Origin of the sequence: Pseudofrankia coriaricola (assembly GCF_001854805.1) — a bacterium.
Taxonomy (GTDB): Bacteria; Actinomycetota; Actinomycetes; order Frankiales; family Frankiaceae; genus Pseudofrankia.
In genome coordinates, this window is the sequence record NZ_MBLO01000036.1 from 297,318 (window position 1) to 316,972 (window position 19,655).

The window sequence follows — 19,655 nt, forward strand, 5'->3', positions numbered from 1 at the left end:
CCCGCGAGCCGCCGCGCCGGCATGTCGCGAAGGAGCCCCGGTTGCCTGACCGCATCGTCTTCGGCGCAGCTGCCCTACCGGAGCCCGAGCGAGGCTGGCTCGAGGCCGTGGAGCGCCTGCCGATCGAGTCCGTCTGGCAGGGCGGCCACATCCTTCCGCCCACCGGGACCGGCGAGGCCATCACCCGGCTGGCCCTGATGACGGCCTGGACCGAGCGGGTCCGAGTGGGCACCGCGATCCTGGTGCTGCCGCTCTACCAGCCGGTGGTGCTGGCCAAGCAGCTCGCCGACCTGGACGCCCGCTCCGGCGGGCGGGTCTCGGTCGGCGTGGGGGTCGGCGGCGAGTTCCCGCACGAGTTCGAGTCGGTCGGGGTGCCACCCGGCGAACGGGGCCCGCGCACCGACGAGGCGATGACGCTGCTGCGCACGCTCTGGGGCGGCGGCCAGGTCAGCCACCACGGACGGTTCTTCGACGTCGACAACGTGACGCTGCGCCCGGTCGCCCCGCCGCCCGGGGACAGGATGGCGACCACCGGCCAGCTCGGCGGCCCGCCGTTTCTGGTCTCGGGCCGCAAGGCCCCGGCGATGCGCCGCGCGGCCAGGCTCGGCGACGGCTGGATGCCGTACCTCATGTCACCGAGCGCGTACGTCCGCTCGGTCGAGACGATCCGCGCCGAGGCGGCGGCCATAGGCCGCGACCTGGGCGGCTTCGAGTGGATGATGTACGTCTACTGCTCGGTCCGCCGCGACGGCGACCGGGCACGGGCCGACGTCGCCTCGTTCCTCGGCGGCGCCTACGGCGACAAGCCGTCGGCGATGCTCGACCGGATCGCCCCCGCCGGCACGCCGGCCGAGGTGGCCGCCCGGCTGCAGCAGTACGTCGACGCCGGCGTGCGCCACTTCATCATCTCGCCGGCGGCGCACGAGAACACCCTCGAGGTCGTCCAGCTGGCCACCGAGGACGTCCTCCCTCGCCTGACCCTGCCCACCGCGCCGCCGGCGCCAGCCGGTTCGGGCAGCCCGGTCGCGGCGCCCTCCGGGCTGGTGTCGCCATGACGGCGGCGGCTACCCGGCCCTCAGTGACCCCACAGATAAAGGCCGCCGGGCACGCGAAGGAAGAGCATTTTCGCGCGCCCTTTGGCCAGACGACCCCACAGATAAAGGCCGCCGGGCACGCGAAGGAAGAGCATTTTCGCGCACCCTTTGGCCAGACGACCCCGGAGACAAAGGCCGCCGGCCCTCTGACCGGGCTGCGGGTCGTCGAGGTTGCCGTCGGGACCAGCGAACTCGGCCTCGGCCTCGCCGGCGGCGTGCCGGGCAGGCTGCTCGCGGATCTCGGCGCGGACGTCGTCCGCGTCGTCGGCCAGACGAGCCCGGGGATCGACGCGGACGTGCCCTGGGGCGAGGCCTGGCACCGTGACAAGCGGATCGTCGGGACCGACGACGCCGAGCCGGTGCGGGCGCTGCTCGCCGAGGCCGACGCCGCGCTCGTCTACGGCCCCGAGGCGCTGGTGGAGGGCCGCGGGCTCGGCCACCTCGACCTGCGCGCCGCCAACCCCGGCCTCGTCTACGCCCGCTGCCGCCCCAGCCGGACCTCGACCGGAGCCGTCGAGGACTACGGCCTGCTCGTCGAGGCCCGTTCCGGCTTCTGCACCCAGCTCGCCGGCCACCGGCCAGGGCCGATCTTCGTCGACGTCCGCGCGCCCGGAATCGGGACCGCCGCCCTGCTCACCGCCTCCGTGCTCGCGCTGCTGCGCCGCCGGGCCACGACGGGCGGCGGCGGCTGGGTGGAGACGTCGCTCTACGACGGCATGCTCGCGACGCTGGGCTGCATGATCGGGCGCTCCGAGCGGGCGCGGCCCGAGATCGAGGGCTACTGGGAGCTCGGCTCGACCTTCCCGAACTTCCTCTACCGCTGCGCGGACGGCGAGTTGATCCAGGTCTGGTTCGGCGGTAAGGGCATGTACGCCAAGCTCATCGAGGTCCTCGGCGACGAGCCGAGCGTCGAGGGCTACTACACCGACCAGGCCACCGGGAAGCTGCAGGACCGCGCGAAGCGCTGGCGCGCCCCGTTCGCGCTGCGGCCCAGGGACGTCTGGATCGAGCGGCTGCGCGAAGCCGGCGTCGCCTGCGAACCGGTCCTCGGCCCTGGCGAGGCGTTACGCGACCCGCACCTGGCCGAGATCGGCCTGGCCGTCGCGCGCGATCACGACGGCCATCCCGAGGTCATGCTGGGCTCCCCGATCGCGGTCGGCCCGCTGCCCCATCCCGAGACCCCGGCCGGCCCGTGGACGCAGGAGCGGCCGGTGGCCCGGGCAGCGGCCGGGACGCCGCCCGGAGACGGTTCCGCCGACGCCAACCTCAACGCCGCCAACCTCAACGCCGCCGGCGACACCGCGGCCAACGACGCGGACGACGGCGTTGCCAACGATGCGGCCGCCGGCAACGCGGCGCCGCTGCGCGGCGTGCGGGTCGTCGACTTCTCCGCGTTCGTCGCCGGGCCCCTCGCCGCCCAGGTGCTCGCCGACCTCGGTGCCGAGGTCATCAAGGTCGAGCCGCCCGAGGGCGAGGCGATGCGCGCCGCCGCCTACGCGGTCGCGGCCTGCCAGCGAGGCAAGCGCAGCATCGCGATCGACATCACCGCCCCCGAGGCCCGGCCCGTGGTCGAGCGGCTGATCCGCTGGGCCGACGTCGTCCTGCACAACTTCCGCGTCGGCGTCGCCGAGCGGCTCGGCATCGGCGCCGCCGACGTCGGCCGGCTCAACCCGCGCGCGGTCTACAGCCACGCCAGCGCCTTCGGGCCCACCGGCCCACGGGCGAAGCAGCCCGGCAACGACGCGCTCATGCAGGCGGTCACCGGCCTGGAGCGGGCCATCGGCGGCGACGGCAACGAGCCGATCGCGGCGACCTGGATCCCCATCGACGTGACCGGTGGCTGGGTGGCGGCGGCCGGGATCCTCGCCGGTCTGTACGCCCAGGCCGTGAGAAGCGAGGGGCAGCAGGTCGCGACCAGCCTGCTCGGCGCCGGGATGCTGCTGCAGAGCGGGTCCTTCCTGCGCGACGGCTCCCTCGTCGCCGGCCCCGCCCTGGACCAGGAGCAGACCGGCTACGGCCCCGGCTACCGCCTCTACCAGGCCGGTGACGGGGAGTGGTTCGCGCTGGTGCTGCCGGACGAGCGCTCCTGGACGCGCCTGCGCGCGGTGCTGGCGGGGGGCGAGCCCCCGCCGGCCGGAGGCCGGCTCGCGACCTACGCTCCGTTGCGCGGCGGCGCCCACGACACGGCGGCCCGCGAGGCCGAGACGCTCCTGGAGAAGGCGTTCGCGGGCGGCACGGCCGCGGCCTGGGTGGCCCGCCTGCGCGCCGAGGGCCTGCTGGCGGAGCTGGTACGGCCGACGAGTCGCGACGACTTCCGCCGTGGCATCCTCGACGACCCGCTCAACCGGCAGCTGGGCCGCGTCGCCGCCTACGAGGTCGCCGACTGGGGCCATTTCGAACAGATCGGCCCGCTCCCCCGCCTCGGTCAGCCGCCGTCGGGTGGTCCCACCCTGGCGCTTCCCGGCATCGGCGAGCACAGCATCGCCATTCTGTCCGATCTCGGCCTTCCCGCGCAGGACGTCGATGCCCTGCTGGCCGCCAAGATCGTCCGCCAGCTCTAGCCCCGCGGCAGCGAACGTCCACCCCACGGATGGCGGCCGGAGACAGCCGCCGGCCCGTGACGAGCACGCATCGGTCGATAAGTGAGCGAGTGTTTGCTAATTTGTGTGTGCTCGGTTCGCCGGATGACCGATGGAGCCTCGATGGACCTGTTGCTGCGCAACGCCACGCTGATCGACGGAAGCGGAGCGCCGGCCCGGCCGGCGGACGTCGCCGTCACCGGTGACCGGATCGCCGCCGTCGCCGAGCCGGGCGAGCTCGTGCCCGAGGCAGGCACCGAGATCGTCGACCTGCGCGGCCTGGTGCTCGCGCCCGGCTTCATCGACGTGCACACCCACTACGACGCCCAGATCCTCTGGGACGGCGACCTCACCCCGTCGAGCTGGCACGGGGTCACCAGCGTCGTCATGGGCAACTGCGGTTTCGGCGTCGCCCCGACCCGTCCGGAGCACCGCGACCTGATCGTCCGGCTCCTGGAGAACGTCGAAGGCATGTCGATGGAGGCGCTGAACGCCGGCATCGACTGGTGCTTCGAGACGTTCCCCGAATATCTTGCCGCGCTCGACGCCCGCGCCAAGCGCCTCAACGTCGGCGTCTTCATCGGCCACTCCCCGCTGCGGCTGTTCGTCACCGGCGGCGAGGAGCGCCCGGCCACGGACGACGAGCTGGCGACGATGCGCCGGCTCGTGCGGGAGGCGCTCGACGCCGGCGCGATCGGGTTCTCCACGTCCCGCCAGCCCGCGCACTCCGGCGCCTACGGCCGGCCCGTGCCGAGCCGGTTCGCCGAGGTCGACGAGGTCTACCAGCTGGCTGAGGTCCTGGGCGAGGCCGGCAAGGGCGTGCTCGCCGTCTCGATCGGGCCCGGCCTGTTCGTCGACCAGTTCTCCGAGATCGCCACCCGCTACGGCATCCCGGTCACGTGGACGGCGCTGGTCACCCGGCCGGAGAAGCCGGGCGCCGCGCTGCGCACCGTCGAGCGCGGCGCCGCGCTGCCCGGCGAGGTCTACCCACAGATCGCCTGCCGGCCGATCGTCATGCAGACCACCATGGACGACCCGACCCCGCTCGCCGCCGTGGACGAGTGGAAAGAGGTGCTCGCCCTGCCGCGGGAGCGGCGGGCGGACCTGTACCGGGACGCCTCCTGGCGGGACCGGGCGCGCCCGGCGACGCTGGCGGCCTGGGGCCACCGCTGGCACAAGATCGACGTCGAGGAGACCGAGACCCACCACGGCCTCGTCGGCATCCCGCTGGACCGGCTGGCCAGCGAGCGCGGCACCACACCGTTCGACCTGATGATCGACCTGGCGCTCGCCGACACCGGCACGACCCGCTTCCGCGTCGTCCTGGAGAACGACGGTGACGCCGAGCTCGCCGACCTGCTTGCCGACAAGCGGACCCTGCTGGGCCTGTCGGACGCCGGCGCGCACGCGAGCCAGCTCTGCGACGCCTGCTACTCGACCCACCTGCTCGGCCACTGGGTGCGCGAGCGCAAGGCGCTGAGCCTGGAGGAGGCCGTCTGGCGGCTCACCGGGCACCCGCACCAGGTCTTCCGTGTCGCCGACCGCGGGCTCGTCCAGCCTGGCTTCTACGCGGACCTCGTCGCCTTCGACCCGGACACCGTCGGTACGACTCCCATCGTGCGGGCCCACGACCAGCCGGGCGGCGCCGACCGCCTGCTGGTCCGCAGCACCGGCGTCGAGCACCTCTGGGTCAACGGCGTCGCCACCCGCACCGCCGGCGAGGAGATCCCCGACACCGCTCCCGGCCGCCTCCTACGTGCTTAGGACGGGTGGTCAGGTTCCCTTGGTGGCCGCGGCGCGGAGGGCGAGGGCGCGGCGGAGGTCGTCGGCGCCGTCGGAGGCGGTTCGGCGCAGGCCGGACGGGACGTCGGTGCGCGTCGCGAACCGCTCGGCCCAGGCGAGGGTCTCCGGGGCGACGGCTAGCGCCGGGAAGCACAGCTCGGCGAGTCTCGCCAGCGACATCGTGCCCCGGAACTGGGCGGTTGCCGGCAGGTCGTCGAACCACCGCCGCGCGTAGGGCGCCGCCAGGTCCTCCTGCCCGGCCACCCAGATCCCGCCGGCCAGCGCGGACAGCTGATAGTGGGACATCGTGCTGGCCGGGTCGATGAGCTCCGCCCACGCCGCCGCCTTCGCGTCCGGGTCGGGGCGCAGCGCCCGGCAGCGGGTCGCGTGTACCAGGCCGGACGCCGTGCGGTCCGCAGCGTAGGCCGCCTCGATCTGGTCGAGGGTGAGGTCGCCGAGGGCGGCTCGTCGTTCCAGGACCAGCCAGCTCAGTTCGTCGTCGACGGTCAGGCCCGCGAACGGCTCGCCACCTGGACGCCAGGCGCGCAGGGCGTCGAGGTCGTCGGTGAGCCCGACCCAGCCGCGGGCAGCGGTCAGCTGACCGCTGCCGCCAGGTTTCGCGTCCGCGAGCAACCCCTCGGTCGCGTCGGTGAGGACGGTGATCGCCGCCGCGCGCTCCGGGCCCGGCGCGAGGTACAGGGACACCGCGGCGGTGATCCACGGCAGCAGCCGCGCGGTGACGACATCGAGCTCGTTCGGCATGCCGGCCGCGACCGTCCGCACCGCGAGCTCGGGCGACACGAGCCCGTCGGCCAGGCCGGTACGCAGCGCGTTCCACGCCACCGAGCGGGCCACGGCGTCACCGGCCACGGCCATGACGGCGGGCAGACGTTCCCACTGGCCGGCGGCCAGCCGGATCGTCGCCCAGGTCTCGTCGCCGGCGCTAGGAAGCACGATCTCGCCGGGACCGGCCGCCGGGACCAGGACCGGCGCGCGGCCGAGGACGACCTCGGTCGGCGTGCCGCCGCCCGGAAGCACGGCGACGGTCATGGCATGGGGACGGTCGGCCGCCGGCCCGAACACCGGCGGCTGGCGGCGCAGGACGGCCCCGGACGGCCCGGTCTCGACGGCGACGATGTCGACGCCGGCGAGACGCAGCCACTCGTGGGCCCACCGCGAGAGGTCGGTGCCGGTGGGCGTGCCGGGGCCCGCCTGGGCGGACCAGGACGCGAGCAGGTCGGCGAACGTGGCGTTGCCGTAGGCGTGCGAACGGACGTGCTCGCGCAACCCGCCCAGGAACATGTCCTCGCCCAGGTAGGCAGCCAGCTGCCGCAGCACGCTGGCGCCCTTGGCGTAGGAGATGCCGTCGAAGTCGTCCAGCGCGGAGCGGGCGTCCGTGGCGCCGTTGCCGGCGACCGGATGGGTGGTGGCGCGGCGGTCGGCGGCGTAGCCCCAGCTCTTGCGCGCCGCGGCGAAGTCGGGTCCCGCCGGCATGCCCGACACCAGCGGGGTGACGCGGCGGGCCAGGTACTCGGCGAAGGACTCGTTGAGCCACAGGTCGTCCCACCAGCGCATGGTCACCAGGTCGCCGAACCACATGTGCGCCATCTCGTGGACGATCGTGTTCGCCCGGCCGAGCAGCTCCGCCTCGCTCGGCCGCGACCGAAAGATCAACTGGTCGCGGAAGGTGACGCAGCCGGGATTCTCCATCGCGCCCCAGTTGAACTCCGGGACGAAGGCCTGGTGGTATTCGCCGAACGGGTAGTGCACCTCGAACAGCTCGTGGAAGGCGTCTAGGGAATCGGCGGTCAGCCGCAGGAGCTCGGCCGCGTCACGGTCGAGCTCAGCCGACAGGGAGCGCCGGACGTGCAGGCCGAGCGGAATGCCGTCGTGCTCCCCGCGCACCGAATGCCACGGCCCGGCCACCAGGGTGACGAGGTAGGTCGAGATGGGCCTGGTCTCGGCCAGCTCCCAGGCGCCCGGCCCGGTCCGCGTCGCCGCGCCGTTGCCGACGACCGTCCAGTCCGGCGGGCACTGGACCCGCATGCTGACGCGGGCCTTCAGGTCCGGCTGGTCGAAGCAGGCGAACCACCGCTTCGCGTTGTCGACCGACGACGTCGCGCACAGGTAGACGCCTCCGTCGGCCGGGTCGACGAACCGGTGCAGGCCCTCACCGTCATGCGAGTAGCGCATGCGCGCCCTGACAAGCAGTTCATGCCGCCCGCCCAGGCCATGTACCGGCAGTCGGCCGCCTTCGAACGATTCGACCGGCTGGACCGCGCCGTCGAGAACGACCTCGAACAGTTCCTCGCAGAACAGCTCGACGAACGTCTCCGGTTCACGGGCGGTGAAGGTGATCGTCGTGGTGGAGGCGAAGAAGTCGCCCGGCTCGGTGAGATCCAGCTCGATCGCGTAGCGGTCGACGTCGACCGAATCCGCTCGCCGTACCGCCTCCGGCCTGGTCAATGCCACCATTGGTCCACCCTAGGCCAAAGGCCATGCGATGATGGCGAAGCCTCGCGTGGCCGGAGGCCGTCAGACAGGACCTAGTCGCGCCGGATTGCCGCCTCGGTCATCGCGGACCGGGGAAATCACCGGCGGTCGGGATGGTGTGGCCTCGGGCCGATCACGTTGACCGGTCCTCCACCGCCGAGACGGTGGAGGTGCCGTTCTGGTCGGGACGGGCCGGCAGGCCGTAGCCGCCGCGGAAGTACAGCAGCGGTCCGTGGTCTCGCAGGATGTGCATCTGGCGGACCGCGCCGACGACGATCTGGTGGTCGCCACCGTCGTACGTGGCATCGATGTCGCAGTGGACCCAGGCGAGCACGTTGTCCAGGACGACCGCGCCGCGGTCGGTGGCATGCCAGGGGACGGCGTCGAACTTGGCGGCGGTCTTGGAGCCGAAGGCCGTCGACACATCCTGCTGGTCCTCGGCCAGGACGTTGACGGTGAACCGTCCGGTCTGCTCGATGCGCGGCCAGCTCGTCGAGCTCCGGCCCGGGCAGATGAGCACCAGCGGCGGGTCGAGGGAGAGCGAGGTGAAGGACTGGCAGGCGAGTCCGAACGGAGACCCGGAGCCATCCAGGCCGGTGACGATCGTTATTCCGGTGCAGAAGTGGCCCAGCACCTTGCGGAAGGTGGTCGGATCGACGTTGTCGGCCTCGGCACCGTAGGCGACGAGTCCGGGGGCGGTCATCGCTCTTCCAGTCCGGTGCCGCCTCCGGCGAACCGCTCGGCCGGGTCACCAGATCGGGCACGGACGGCGGCGTGCTTCAGGAGAGTGCGCTCGTCGACCATCGTGGGATGTCTCCTTGGACGTCGGCGTTGGGGGCGGCGGCGGCCAGCAGCGGCCGGATGACGGCGTCCACGGCGGCGGGGTCGTCGACCGGCGTCCCCGTGGGCCCGCGGTGCCAGCCTTCGGCGATCGCGATGCGCACACCCGAGGCGACGATCACCCGGCCGGTGACGTCGGCCGCCAGCGGCGAGGCGAGCCACACCAGCGCCGCGGCCACCCACCGTGGATCGAGCCGGCCTTCGCGGGCGGCCTCGCTGTCGCCCAGGCCCACGGCCTCGGTCATCGGCGTCAGCGCCGTCGGGCAGACGGCGTTGACGGTCGCCCCGTAGCGGCCGAGCTCCATGGCGGCGACGAGGGTGAACGAGGCGATCGCGCCCTTGGCCGCGGCGTAGTTGGCCTGGCCGACGTGGCCGTACAGGCCCACCGACGAGACCGTGTTGATGACGCGGGCGTCGACGGCGTCGCCCGCCTTCGACCGCTCCCGCCAGTGGCGGGCGGCCCGCTGGGTGACCAGGAACGTGCCCTTGAGGTGCACGCGCAGCACGTCGTCCCAGTCGGCCTCGGCCATGTTCACCAGCATCTTGTCGCGGGCGATGCCGGCGTTGTTCACGACGGCGTCGAGGCCGCCCCAGGTGTCGGTGGCGGTGGCGATCAGACCGTCGGCGCCGGCCGCGGTCGACACGTCACCGACGTGTCCGACGGCTCCCCCGCCGCCCGCCCGCACCGCGGCGACGACGTCGGCGACCGCGTCGGCGGCGACGTCGTTGACCACCACCAGCGCACCTTCGGCGGCGAGTGCCTCGACGTAGGCCCGGCCGATCCCCTGGCCGGCACCGGTGACGAGGCACACCCGTCCATCACACAGGCCCATAGCGGCGCGCTCTCAGGAGACGGCCGTCGGCGCGGCGTCGTAGGTCACGCCGATGTCACCGCCGACGTCGTGGCGTCGCAGCTCGGGGAGCACCTCGGAGGCGAACAGCTCGAAGCTGTCCTGAGCCTCCTCGGCCGGCATGCCGCCGAAGCACATGGGCACGACAATGCCGCCCGCGTCGGTCATGGTCGCGTACTCGAGCAGCTTCTCCGTGACCTCCGCCGGTTTGCCCCAGACCTGGAGGTCGGCGAGGAAGCCGTTGAACTTCTCGAGCCCGTGCCTCTGGATGTTGGCGGCCAGGCCGGCGTAGTACTCGTAGCCCTCGATCTGGGCGAAGCCGACGTTGTCGAACTCGTAGTGCTCGACCGTCGACCGGGCCCAGCGCTGGAGGTACACGTCGCGGATCCTGTCGACCTGCGCCTGCTTGTCGCTCACGCCAGCCACGATCACGAGGACCGGCTTCGGCGCCTCGGTGCCGTTCAGCTCGAAGTAGCGCTCGCGGTACTTCTTGAGCTCCTCGATGGCCGTGGGCCAGGGCTTCTGGGCGATGACCATCAGCCCGACACCCATGCCGGCCATGATCTCCATCGACTCCGGCGACACCGCGGAGGCGAACGTGCGGCCCTTGAAGCTCGCCAGGGGCCGGGGCCGGATCTCGACCCGCGGCTGCTGGTAGAGCTCGCCGTCGCACTCCATCACGCCGGTCTCCAAGGCGGTGAGGAGCGCGGCGCTGTACTCCTTGAAGCGGCGGCGGGACTCGCCCATCGGCACCCGGAAGCCGACGAACTCCTTCTGCCCGAGGCCGCGCCCGAGGCCGAGGATGGCCCGTCCGCCGGAAAGGTGGTCGAGCACCGAGAACTTCTCCGCCACCCGCACCGGGTCGTTCCACGGCAGGACGGTGACCATCGTGCCGAGCTTCACCCGGCTGGTCTGACCGGCCAACCACGCCAGCACCATCGACTGCTGCGAGGTGAGCTGGTAGTCGGAGAAATGGTGCTCGGACAGCCAGACCGAGTCGAAACCGACCTCTTCGGCGCGGGACGCGAGGCCCAGCTCCGTCCGGTACACGTCCGCGTCAGCCACGTCGCGATCAAGAGCCGCGAACTGGAGGCCAAGTCCTATGTGCATGAGCGCTCACTTTATACGGTCGGCCGATCAGGCGCTAGCCCTCGCAGCGAGTTACCGGACGGCGACAGCCGTCCGCAGGTGGGACACCTCCTGCGCCGAGAACCCCCAGTCGGCCAAGGCCTCGTCGGTGTGCTGCCCAGGGGCGGGGGGCGGGCCGGCGACCGCCGGCGGGGTTCGGCTGAAACGTGGCGCCGGAGCCGGCTGCACCACTCCGCCGACCTCGGTGAAGGTCCCGCGGTGGCGGTTGTGCGGATGGGCCGGCGCCTCGTCCGGATCGAGGACCGGGGCGAAGCAGACGTCGGTGCCTTCGAGTGCGGCGCACCACTCGTCCCGGGTCCTGGCCCGGATCGCCGCCGCCAGCCGGGCCTTCGTGTCCGGCCACGACGAGCGGTCGTCGTCCGGGCCGGGATCGACCCCGGTCAGCTCGGCGAGCTGCCGGCGGGCCCGGGGGTCGATCGCCCCGACCGAGACGTACTTGCCGTCGGCCGTCTCATAGGCGTCGTAGAACCAGGCGCCGCCGTCGAGCAGGTTGGTCCCCCGCCCGCCCCAGTCGCCGGCCGCCCGCAGCCCATGGATCATCCCGGCCAGAAGGGCCGCGCCGTCGACCATCGCGGCGTCGACCACCTGGCCCCGGCCGGAGCCGCCGGCCTCGAGCAGCGCGCACACGATGCCGAAGGCGAGCAGCAGGCCACCCCCGCCGAAGTCGCCCACGACGTTGAGCGGCGGCACCGGCGGCGCACCCGCGGGGCCGATCATGCCCAGGGTGCCGGAGAGCGCGACATAGTTGATGTCGCGGCCGGGCGCCTGCGCGTAGGGGCCGTCCTGTCCCCATCCCGTCATGCGCCCGTAGACGAGCCGCGGCTGGCGGGCCAGGCAGTCGTCCGGCCCGAGCCCGAGCCGCTCGGTCACCCCGGGACGGAACCCCTCGATGAGCACGTCGGCCCGCTCGACCAGCCGGAGCACGGCTTCCCGCCCGTCGGGGTGTTTCAGGTCGATACCCACCGAGCGGCGACCGCGGGCGTTCACGTCCCACAGCGGCGCATCGAGGCCGACGGCGTCGGCCCGGTCGACGCGGAGCACCTCCGCGCCCATGTCGGACAGCATCATGGCGGCGAACGGCCCGGGCCCGATGCCGGCCAGCTCGACGACCCGGTAACCCCTGAGCGCGCCAGTCATACCTCAGTATCCCTGATAAGCGTGCGTTCACTCCACCAGGGCGGAAGCGTTCGTCACGGGGCCGCGACGTCGAACACGACGGCGGTGGCCATGCCGCCGCCCGCGCACATGGCGGCCACGCCGGTGCCGCCCCCTCGACGGCGCAGCTCGTGCACCATCGTGATGATCATTCGCGAGCCGCTCATGGCGACCGGGTGGCCGAGGCTGCAGCCGCTGCCGGCGACGTTCACCAGGGTCTCGTCGAGCCCGAGGATGCGGGTGGTGGCGACGGCGACCGAGGCGAACGCCTCGTTGATCTCCCAGAGCGCGACGTCGCCGATCGTGAGCCCGGCCCGCTCCAGCGCCTTCGGGATCGCGAGCGTCGGCGCGAGGCCCGTGTCGGCCGGCGGTACGCCCACCGATGCCCAGGCGCGGATGACAGCCAGCGGCTCGAGCCCGTGCCGCTCGGCGAACCCGCTGTCGGTGAGCACCATCGCCGCGGCACCGTCGTTGACACCGGACGCGTTGCCGGCCGTGATACTGAAGCCGTCGATCTCCGGATGGATCGGCTTCAGGGCGGCGAGCCGCTCCAGCGAGGTGTTCCGCCGCGGGTGCTCATCCACGGCGAACCTCACGGTGGTGCCGTCGCGCCGCGGCACGTCGATCGGGAAGATCTCCTCAGTGAAGCTGCCGGCGTCGATAGCGGCGATCGCGCGCTGATGCGACCGCAGCGCCCACGCGTCCATCTCCTCCCGGGTGAGGTTCGCCTGGACCGCGGCGTTCCAGCCCACCGTGATCGACATGTCCCGGCACGGCGCGTCCGGCGTCTCGGGGTGGCTGTACGCGAGCCAGTCCTCGTCCCAGTCGTCGGTGCCCGGGATCCGCCAACGCGCGCGCGGCTTCGTCGAGGCCGACTGCACGCCACCGGCGATGACCACTCGGTCCATCCCCGACCGGATCGACGCCGCCGCGCTCTGCACGGCGGCGAGCCCGGACGCGCAGTGCCGGTTGTGGGCGACGCCCGGCACGTTGGGGATGCCGGCGTTGACCGCCGCGTACCGGGCGAGGTCTCCCCCGCCGTACAGCGACTCGCCGAGCACGACGTCGTCGACGAGCGCCGGGTCGATCCCCGACCGCCCGAGCGCCTCGGCCACCGCCCGGGTGCCGAGCTCGAACGCGCTCATCTCGGTGAGCGTGCCCTTGAACGCCGTCCCGATCGCCGTCCGAGCCGTCGAGACAATGACCGCCTCATCCACTGGGCGCTCCTCCTGGTCCTGGACAGGCCATCTGGACCCGCCGGCCGGTCCGGCGGCCCGAAAGATCATAGATGACAAAGTATATGCTCACTTACCATAAGCAGCCAGACGAGGCCGCGCAACCAGACAGACGCGGCCCAGACGCGACCCATCGGAGCGATCCGTCCGCAGCGGCGGGGCGTAATCCACCCGCCGAACGGGCAGCTTGACCGGACGCCGCGGCAGCCTTAATAAACGAGCACTCGTTTACTTGCCCACTGGCCGGAAGTGGTGGGCGCCGTGAACCACGCGCTGATCGAACCGTGTTGGATGAGCCCGCCTATAGACAGGCTGAGCCGACACACTTCGCGACGCGGCCATTGAGGTGTGTTGGATGGGCAAGCCTATAGACAGGCCCATCCAACACGGTTCGAGATTCCGTTTAGGCAGACGAGAAGGGCAGGTGCGGTGGGGGGAGGCCGTCCCTCCACTCCGCCGGCCTCAGCGCCTCAGCGGCCCGCTCAGCCGCACACGCACAGACGCGTTCTGTGATCGGGGCGGCGCGGCGGCGGTCAGGCGGCCTCGTCGACGCCGCCGAGGTACAGGCGCTCGATCTCGGACTCACGGGCGACCAGCTCGGACGCCGGGATCTCCGCGCGCACCAGGCCCTCGTTCATGATCAATGCCCGGTCGACGAAGCTCGCGGCGAAGTGGATGTGCTGTTCGACGAGCACGACGCCCGCGGACAGCGCCGTCGCCACCAGGCGCAGCCGTTCGAGGATGCGCTCGCTGACGGCCGGCGCAAGGCCGAACGACAGCTCGTCGATGAGCAGGACGGACGGGCGGCGCCCGACGGTACGCGCGAGCGCCAGCATCTGCTGCTCGCCGCCGGAGAGCACCCCGGCCCGCAGCGGCAGCTTCGGGCGCAGCTCGGGGAAGAGCTCGACCGACTCGTCCACATCGACGCCGGCCATCTGCAGGTTCTGGCGGACCGTCAGCGTGCCGAACACGCTGCGACCCTCGACCATGATCCCGATCTTGCCGCGGCTGCGCCGGTAGGACGGGCCGGTCAGCGGGACGCCCCCCACGAGCACCTCGCCGGTGTACTTCCCGAGGAAGCCGGCGATCGCCATCAGTGTGGTCGTCTTCCCGGCGCCGTTGCGGCCGAGCAGGCCGACGATCTCACCCTTGCCGACCGTGAACGTGACGTCGTGGATCACCGCGAGCGCCCCGTAGCCCGCGGTCAGCCCACGCACCTCTAACGCCGCCGTCCCCGTCTCCTGCGCCATCAACGCCTCCGCCTTCTCGGTCGTCTTCTGGGTGGTCCGTGCCCGGCCCGCGGGGCGCCGGTCAGCCCGCGCGCGCCGCGTCGCCGCGCGCGAACCGGAGCAGCTTGTTCATGCGTCCCCGCCAGCGGTGGCCGACGCGCCAGGGGCGACCTGGGCGCGCCAGCGCTCGACAGCCGCCGCCTTGATCGACTCATAGCCCTTGATCATCTGTGCGGACTCCGCGAGGCTGACCAGATCCGCGTAGGGCCGCCCCGCGGCCAGGCTCCCGGTGACCAGCGCCTCGTACTCCCTGATGACGGCCCGCTCGAGGCGGCGGTCCCGGTCGAGGCCGAAGACGTCGAACGGGGTGCCGCGCAGCCGGCGCATCGTGCGCAGCCCGTGGAACATGACCGCCCACGGCCGCGCGGCGGGCAGCTTGTGCTTGAGCCCCATGCGCCGCAGCGACGGCGGGTGCAGGTGGTAGGTCACCTTGTACGGGCCCTCGATGCCGAGGTCGGCGGCGGTCTGGGCGTGGTCGGCGAGCAGGTGGAGGCGGGCGACCTCGTACTCGTCCTTGTAGGTGAGCAGCTTGAACCAGCTCTCGGCCACCGCGCGGGTGAGCGCCCATCCGTGGCCGGCGCCGTCCTGCCCGGCGGCGGTCGCCACCAGGCCGAGGAAGCGGGCCGCCCGTCCCGCGTCCTGGTAGTCGATGGCCTGGGCGGCGCGGCGGACGAGCAGGGCACGCAGGTCGTCGGGCAGACCGGCCGGCAGGTCGCTCTCCGCGACGAGCCGGCCGGCGGTCGCGAACGCGCCGGGCGACGGGTCGAAGATGCTCGGCTTCGCGACCGCGGTCGCGGCGGCGCCGGTATCGGCGCCGGCGGTGGCCGCGAGCGCGGCCTCGACGGCGGCCGGGTCATGCGCGGCCCACCGGCCCCAGGCGAAGGCCGCCCGGTTGTCGGCCACCGCCTTGCCGTTGCGGCCCATGGCCTTCTCGAGGTCGGCCAGTGGCAGCGGCAGCCCGCCGAGCTGGTAGGCGGCGCCGAGCAGCACGATGTTGCCCAGCAGCTGGTTGGCGAACACCTGCTCGGCGATCCGCTTGCTGTCCAGGAACAGGGCTCGGTCGTCGCCGACACGCTCGGAGACCGCCGCGCGCATGACCGCCTCGTCCGGCGCGGCGACGTCGCGCTGCAGCATCGCCGCGGTGGGCGTGACGGTCACGTCGACGACGGCGACCGTCCGGCCGGGGCGGACCGTCGCGAGGTGCTTGGCCGCGGCGGCCTGCAGGATGTCACCGGACAGGTACAGGTCGGCCCCGCCCTCGCCCACGGTGGACGCGCCCGCCGCCTCGGCACCCCCGGCCCGCTTCGGCGAGAGCCTCAGGTGGGAGACGACGGCGCCGGCCTTCTGCGACAGGCCGGTCTGGTCGAGGCCGGCGACCGCGAGCCCCGCGGCCTGCGCCGCCGCCGCGATCACCCGGTTGGCGGTCACGACGCCGGTGCCGCCGACGCCGGTGAAGTAGACGCCGAAACTCTCCGTGATGGGCTGGACGTCCGGCGCTGGGAGGTCGCCGGCTGGCAGGTGGGGACGGACGTGCGAAGCCGCGTTCTTGCCGGCCGGCTGTCCCGCCCGCCGACCGGCGCCGAGCCGCGCGAGCGGGCCTGGCTTACGGGGCGTGATCGTGACGAACGACGGGCAGTCGCCCTCGAGGCAGGTGTAGTCGCGGTTGCACGACAGGTCGTCGATGCGGCGCTTCTCGCCGAACTCGGTGTGGTGCGGCAGCACGGACAGGCAGTTGCTCTTGACCGAGCAGTCGCCACAGCCCTCGCACACCGCCTCGTTGATGACGACGCGCCGCGGCGGCTCGGGCAGCAGGCCGCGCTTGCGCAGCCGGCGCGACTCGGCCGCGCAGCGCTGGTCGTAGATGATCGTCGTAACCCCGGGGACGGAGCGCAGCTCCTCCTGGACCTCCTCCAGGTGGTCGCGCCCGAGCACCCGGACGCCGGGGGCGAACCGGGCGCGGCGGCCGTAGTGCTTCGGGTCCTCGGCGCAGACGACGACCCGGGTGACGCCCTCGGCCTCAAGTGCCCGGGTCATCGCCGGGACGTCCATGAGCCCGACGACGTCCTGGCCGCCGGTCATCGCGACCGCGGTGTTGTAGAGGATCTTGAAAGTGACGTTGACGCCGGCCGCGACGCTCGCGCGGATCGCGAGGATGCCCGAGTGCGACAGCGTCCCGTCGCCGAGGTTCTGGATGAGGTGCGGCTCGTCGACGAACGGCGACAGCCCCAGCCACGGCACGCCCTCGGCACCCATCGGTGTCGGCGGGAGGCTCTTCATGCCCAGGTGGCGGGCCTCGAAGTACATGATCCCGTGGCAGCCAACCCCGCCGCCGACCAGCGCGCCCTCCGGGAAGACCGTCGAGCGGTTGTGCGGGCAGCCACTGCAGAAACCCGGCGGGCGCGCGGGCAGGTCGACGAGCGGCAGGGTGATGACCGGCGCCGGCGCCGAGGCCGTGACGACCGGGAGCAGCCGCCGGGCCGGGGAACCGTTCGAGGCGCCGTTCGCCGTCGCCGCCGCCCTGGCGGCCACCAGGTCAGGCAGGACCCTCCGCAGGACCGCGGCGACCTTCGACGCGTCCAGCTCGCCAGGGGTGGTCACGAGCGGGCGGCCGTCGCGGTCGCGCTTTCCCGCGACGCGGGTCGTGAGCCCGGCCTCGTGCAGGATCGCGCGCAGCTGCGTCTCGACGAACGGCCGCTTCTCCTCGATGACGACGATCTCGTCGACGGAGCGGGCGAACTCGAGGACGGTCTCGCGCCCCAGCGGGTAGGTGACGGCGAGCCGGAGCACCCGGACTCCGACGTCGGCGAGCCGGTCCATCCCGACGCCGAGGTCCGCGAACGCCTGGACGACGTCGAAGTAGGTCTTGCCCGCGCAGACGACGCCGAGGCGCGCGCCAGCCGGGGCGCCGACGACGCGGTCGAGCCGGTTGTGCCGGGCGTAGGCCTCGGCGGCCCGCAGCCGCAGGTCGATGACCTGCTCCTCCTGGCCCGGGGCGGCGTGCGGGCCGACCGCGGTCGACGGGATGTGCCGCCACGGCCGGCCGTCGACCGCGTGGTCGGTCGGGTCGCTCGGGGTGTGCCGGTCCACGCCCGCGTCGACGGTGCCGATGCCGTCGGCGACGGAGGTGACGATCTTCAGGCCGGCCCAGGCACCGCTGTAGCGCGACATCCGGAAGGCGTGGACGCCGAGGTCGAGGATGTCCTGCTGGTCGCCGGGGACGAGCACCGGGACGCAGGCGTCCTCGAAGGTGTACTGGCTGTCGCAGGCGAGGGTCGACGACTTGGCCGACGGGTCGTCGCCGCAGAACATCACGACGCCGCCGTTCGGTCCGGTGCCCATCGCGCCGGCGTGCTTGAGGACGTCGCCGCAGCGGTCCAGGCCCGGGGTCTTGCCGTACCAGGCCCCCACCACGCCGTCAAGCGCGCCGCCTTCCGGGAGCGCGGCCCCTCGCGGGGCGGAGCCGTCATCCGCGGAAGCACGCGCGGCGGCGCCGGCGGGGGCGCTGGGCGCCGCCGTTTCGCCCGGGCCCGCTTCGGCGCTGCCCGGGGCCAGCAGCGACCGGCCGGCGCCCATCTGGCTGCCCCAGACGGTGGCGGCCGCGAGCTCCTCGTTCAGGCCGGGGCGGTGCAGCACCCGATGCTCGGTGAGCAGGGCGGCGGCACGCTCGATGGTGAGGTCGAAGGTGCCCAGCGGCGAGCCGGGGTAACCGGAGACCATGGTCGCCGTCGTGAGGCCGTCGCGCGCGTCCAGCTCGGCGCGCACGACCAGCAGCCGTGCGAGCGCCTCGACGCCGGAGAGCAGCGCCGGCTCGGCGGCGACCGGCGCCGGTGCCGCCTGGTCTGGCCCGGCCGCGCCGGCGCCGCCGGCGTGCTCGGTGACGGCCCCGCTCACAGGTAGACCGACGGGTTCACGTAGGCGACCTCGCCATCCTTGAAGACCAGCCGGCGGCGGGCCGGGTCGCGCAGGACGGAGATGTCCTCGGTCGGGTCGCCGTCGACGACGACCAGGTCGGCCAGGTAGCCCTCACGGATCTGGCCGGTCTCCAGGCCGACGAGCGGGCCCATGTCCCGGGTGGCGGTGTGCACGGCCTCGGCGGGCGTCATGCCGACCAGGTCGACGTAGCGCTCGAGCTCCGCCGCGTACGTGCCGTGCCTCGTCCACTGGTGGCCGAAGTCGCCACCGGCGACGATCCGGATCCCGGACTCCCGCAGCCGTTGTAACCCCTCGACCTGGGACTTCAGCTCGTCCCGGTAGCCGGACAGCTCGACCTTCTCCGGTGAGAGTCCCCACGGCTCGGCGTGGCCGTTGACCACCGCGTACAGGTAGTGCAGCCCCGGGCAGACCCAGACGTCGTCGCGGCGGGCCTCCAGGGCGCGCAGCGCCTCGTCGTCGAGGAAGCAGGCGTGGTGGATGAGCCGCACGCCGGTGCGCGCGGCCATGGCGACGCTCGCGGACCCACGGGCGTGCACCGTGATGAAGGCGCCGTACTTCGCCGCCTCGTCGACGGCGGCCTCGAGCATCTCGTCGTTCATGTACACGTCGTCGGACGGGAACTCGGGCACGATGCCGTCGCCGGAGATGAACAGCTTGATCGCCCGCGCGCCGGCGTCGCACTGCCGGGCGACGATCGCGCGCAGCTCGCGGGCGTCGGCCGCGACCACCGACATCGGGGTGCCGTCGCTGATCGCCCCCGGCGAGGTCACCAGCAGGTTGCCCGGCACGATCCGCGGGCCGGGGATCAGGCCGCGCTCGATCGCGTCCCGCGCGACCACGTCGTCCTGCGGCTGCAGGACGCTCGCGCTGACGATGAGCGTGTAGCCGCTCTCCAGGAAGGTGCGCACGACGGCGGCGACGTCCAGGGCGTGCTGGGCCGGTGGTGAGGCGGCGACGCCGGCATGGTCGAAGACGAAGTCCAGCGGCCAGCTGATGTGGGTGTGCGCGTCGCCGAGGCCGGGCAGGACGGTGGCCCCGCGCACGTCGACGACCCTGGCCGACACCGCGTCCAGGTCGAGGCGGCCGGGCGTCACCAGCTCGACGCGGTTGCCCTCGACGAGGATGTCGCCGTCGAACGGCCGCTCGCTCGCATCGCCGGTGCAGGCGAGCACTCGAGCGTTCCTGATCAGTGTCCGCGCGGTCATGCGCTCCTCCTTGTCAGGCCGCTTACCGGGCCGGCGGGCCAGCCGGGCCG

12 protein-coding genes are annotated in these 19,655 nt (G+C 73.1%); 3 read left to right on the top strand and 9 right to left on the bottom strand.

Going from position 1 to position 19,655, the window contains the following annotated elements:
* Positions 1 to 41 precede the first annotated feature (41 nt).
* From BCD48_RS07590 to BCD48_RS07600, 3 genes are all read left to right on the top strand, one after another.
* On the top strand, positions 42 to 1,055 hold the full coding sequence (locus BCD48_RS07590) for an LLM class flavin-dependent oxidoreductase (protein WP_071047558.1): 1,014 nt from the start codon (positions 42 to 44) through the stop codon (positions 1,053 to 1,055).
* Positions 1,052 to 3,655, top strand: coding sequence for a CoA transferase (locus BCD48_RS07595; RefSeq protein ID WP_241841571.1), 2,604 nt, complete (start codon positions 1,052 to 1,054; stop codon positions 3,653 to 3,655). Before BCD48_RS07590 ends, BCD48_RS07595 begins: the two co-directional genes overlap by 4 nt.
* 141 nt (positions 3,656 to 3,796) lie before the next feature.
* Positions 3,797 to 5,437: an N-acyl-D-amino-acid deacylase family protein gene (locus BCD48_RS07600; RefSeq protein ID WP_071047559.1), complete on the top strand. Its 1,641-nt coding sequence runs from the start codon at positions 3,797 to 3,799 to the stop codon at positions 5,435 to 5,437.
* A 9-nt stretch (positions 5,438 to 5,446) separates the two neighbouring features.
* Here the strand turns inward: BCD48_RS07600 and pepN are convergent, their stop codons facing one another.
* From pepN to BCD48_RS07645, 9 genes are all read right to left on the bottom strand, one after another.
* Positions 5,447 to 7,930 carry an aminopeptidase N gene (pepN, locus tag BCD48_RS07605; protein WP_071047560.1) on the bottom strand — a complete coding sequence of 828 codons (2,484 nt, stop codon included), beginning with the start codon at positions 7,928 to 7,930 and terminating at the stop codon, positions 5,447 to 5,449.
* Positions 7,931 to 8,081: 151 nt separating this feature from the next.
* Positions 8,082 to 8,651 carry a flavin reductase family protein gene (locus BCD48_RS07610; protein ID WP_071047561.1) on the bottom strand — a complete coding sequence of 190 codons (570 nt, stop codon included), beginning with the start codon at positions 8,649 to 8,651 and terminating at the stop codon, positions 8,082 to 8,084.
* Positions 8,652 to 8,727: 76 nt separating this feature from the next.
* Positions 8,728 to 9,621 carry an SDR family NAD(P)-dependent oxidoreductase gene (locus BCD48_RS07615; RefSeq protein ID WP_071047562.1) on the bottom strand — a complete coding sequence of 298 codons (894 nt, stop codon included), beginning with the start codon at positions 9,619 to 9,621 and terminating at the stop codon, positions 8,728 to 8,730.
* Between the two features lie 12 nt (positions 9,622 to 9,633).
* A complete protein-coding gene (locus BCD48_RS07620; RefSeq protein WP_071047563.1) occupies positions 9,634 to 10,749 on the bottom strand; it encodes an LLM class flavin-dependent oxidoreductase in 1,116 nt (371 codons plus the stop codon).
* Between the two features lie 51 nt (positions 10,750 to 10,800).
* Positions 10,801 to 11,925 carry a CaiB/BaiF CoA transferase family protein gene (locus tag BCD48_RS07625; RefSeq protein WP_071047564.1) on the bottom strand — a complete coding sequence of 375 codons (1,125 nt, stop codon included), beginning with the start codon at positions 11,923 to 11,925 and terminating at the stop codon, positions 10,801 to 10,803.
* A gap of 53 nt (positions 11,926 to 11,978) precedes the next feature.
* Positions 11,979 to 13,160: a thiolase family protein gene (locus tag BCD48_RS07630; protein ID WP_071047565.1), complete on the bottom strand. Its 1,182-nt coding sequence runs from the start codon at positions 13,158 to 13,160 to the stop codon at positions 11,979 to 11,981.
* A 551-nt stretch (positions 13,161 to 13,711) separates the two neighbouring features.
* Positions 13,712 to 14,428 (bottom strand): ABC transporter ATP-binding protein, encoded by a 717-nt coding sequence (locus tag BCD48_RS07635; RefSeq protein ID WP_071047566.1) that lies wholly within the window; start codon positions 14,426 to 14,428, stop codon positions 13,712 to 13,714.
* Positions 14,429 to 14,536: 108 nt separating this feature from the next.
* Positions 14,537 to 18,358: an indolepyruvate ferredoxin oxidoreductase family protein gene (locus BCD48_RS07640; RefSeq protein WP_083418296.1), complete on the bottom strand. Its 3,822-nt coding sequence runs from the start codon at positions 18,356 to 18,358 to the stop codon at positions 14,537 to 14,539.
* Positions 18,355 to 19,605: a metal-dependent hydrolase family protein gene (locus BCD48_RS07645; RefSeq protein WP_071047633.1), complete on the bottom strand. Its 1,251-nt coding sequence runs from the start codon at positions 19,603 to 19,605 to the stop codon at positions 18,355 to 18,357. The genes BCD48_RS07640 and BCD48_RS07645 overlap by 4 nt, the downstream gene beginning before the upstream one ends.
* Positions 19,606 to 19,655: the final 50 nt, after the last annotated feature.

What these genes read in the sequence shown, in the direction of transcription:
- BCD48_RS07595 (WP_241841571.1), top strand. Translation starts at nt 1,052, where the DNA reads ATGACGGCGGCGGCTACCCGGCCCTCAGTGACCCCACAGATAAAGGCC.
- BCD48_RS07600 (WP_071047559.1), top strand. Translation starts at nt 3,797, where the DNA reads ATGGACCTGTTGCTGCGCAACGCCACGCTGATCGACGGAAGCGGAGCG.
- pepN (WP_071047560.1), bottom strand. Translation starts at nt 7,930, where the DNA reads ATGGTGGCATTGACCAGGCCGGAGGCGGTACGGCGAGCGGATTCGGTC.
- BCD48_RS07610 (WP_071047561.1), bottom strand. Translation starts at nt 8,651, where the DNA reads ATGACCGCCCCCGGACTCGTCGCCTACGGTGCCGAGGCCGACAACGTC.
- BCD48_RS07615 (WP_071047562.1), bottom strand. Translation starts at nt 9,621, where the DNA reads ATGGGCCTGTGTGATGGACGGGTGTGCCTCGTCACCGGTGCCGGCCAG.
- BCD48_RS07620 (WP_071047563.1), bottom strand. Translation starts at nt 10,749, where the DNA reads ATGCACATAGGACTTGGCCTCCAGTTCGCGGCTCTTGATCGCGACGTG.
- BCD48_RS07625 (WP_071047564.1), bottom strand. Translation starts at nt 11,925, where the DNA reads ATGACTGGCGCGCTCAGGGGTTACCGGGTCGTCGAGCTGGCCGGCATC.
- BCD48_RS07635 (WP_071047566.1), bottom strand. Translation starts at nt 14,428, where the DNA reads ATGGCGCAGGAGACGGGGACGGCGGCGTTAGAGGTGCGTGGGCTGACC.
- BCD48_RS07645 (WP_071047633.1), bottom strand. Translation starts at nt 19,605, where the DNA reads ATGACCGCGCGGACACTGATCAGGAACGCTCGAGTGCTCGCCTGCACC.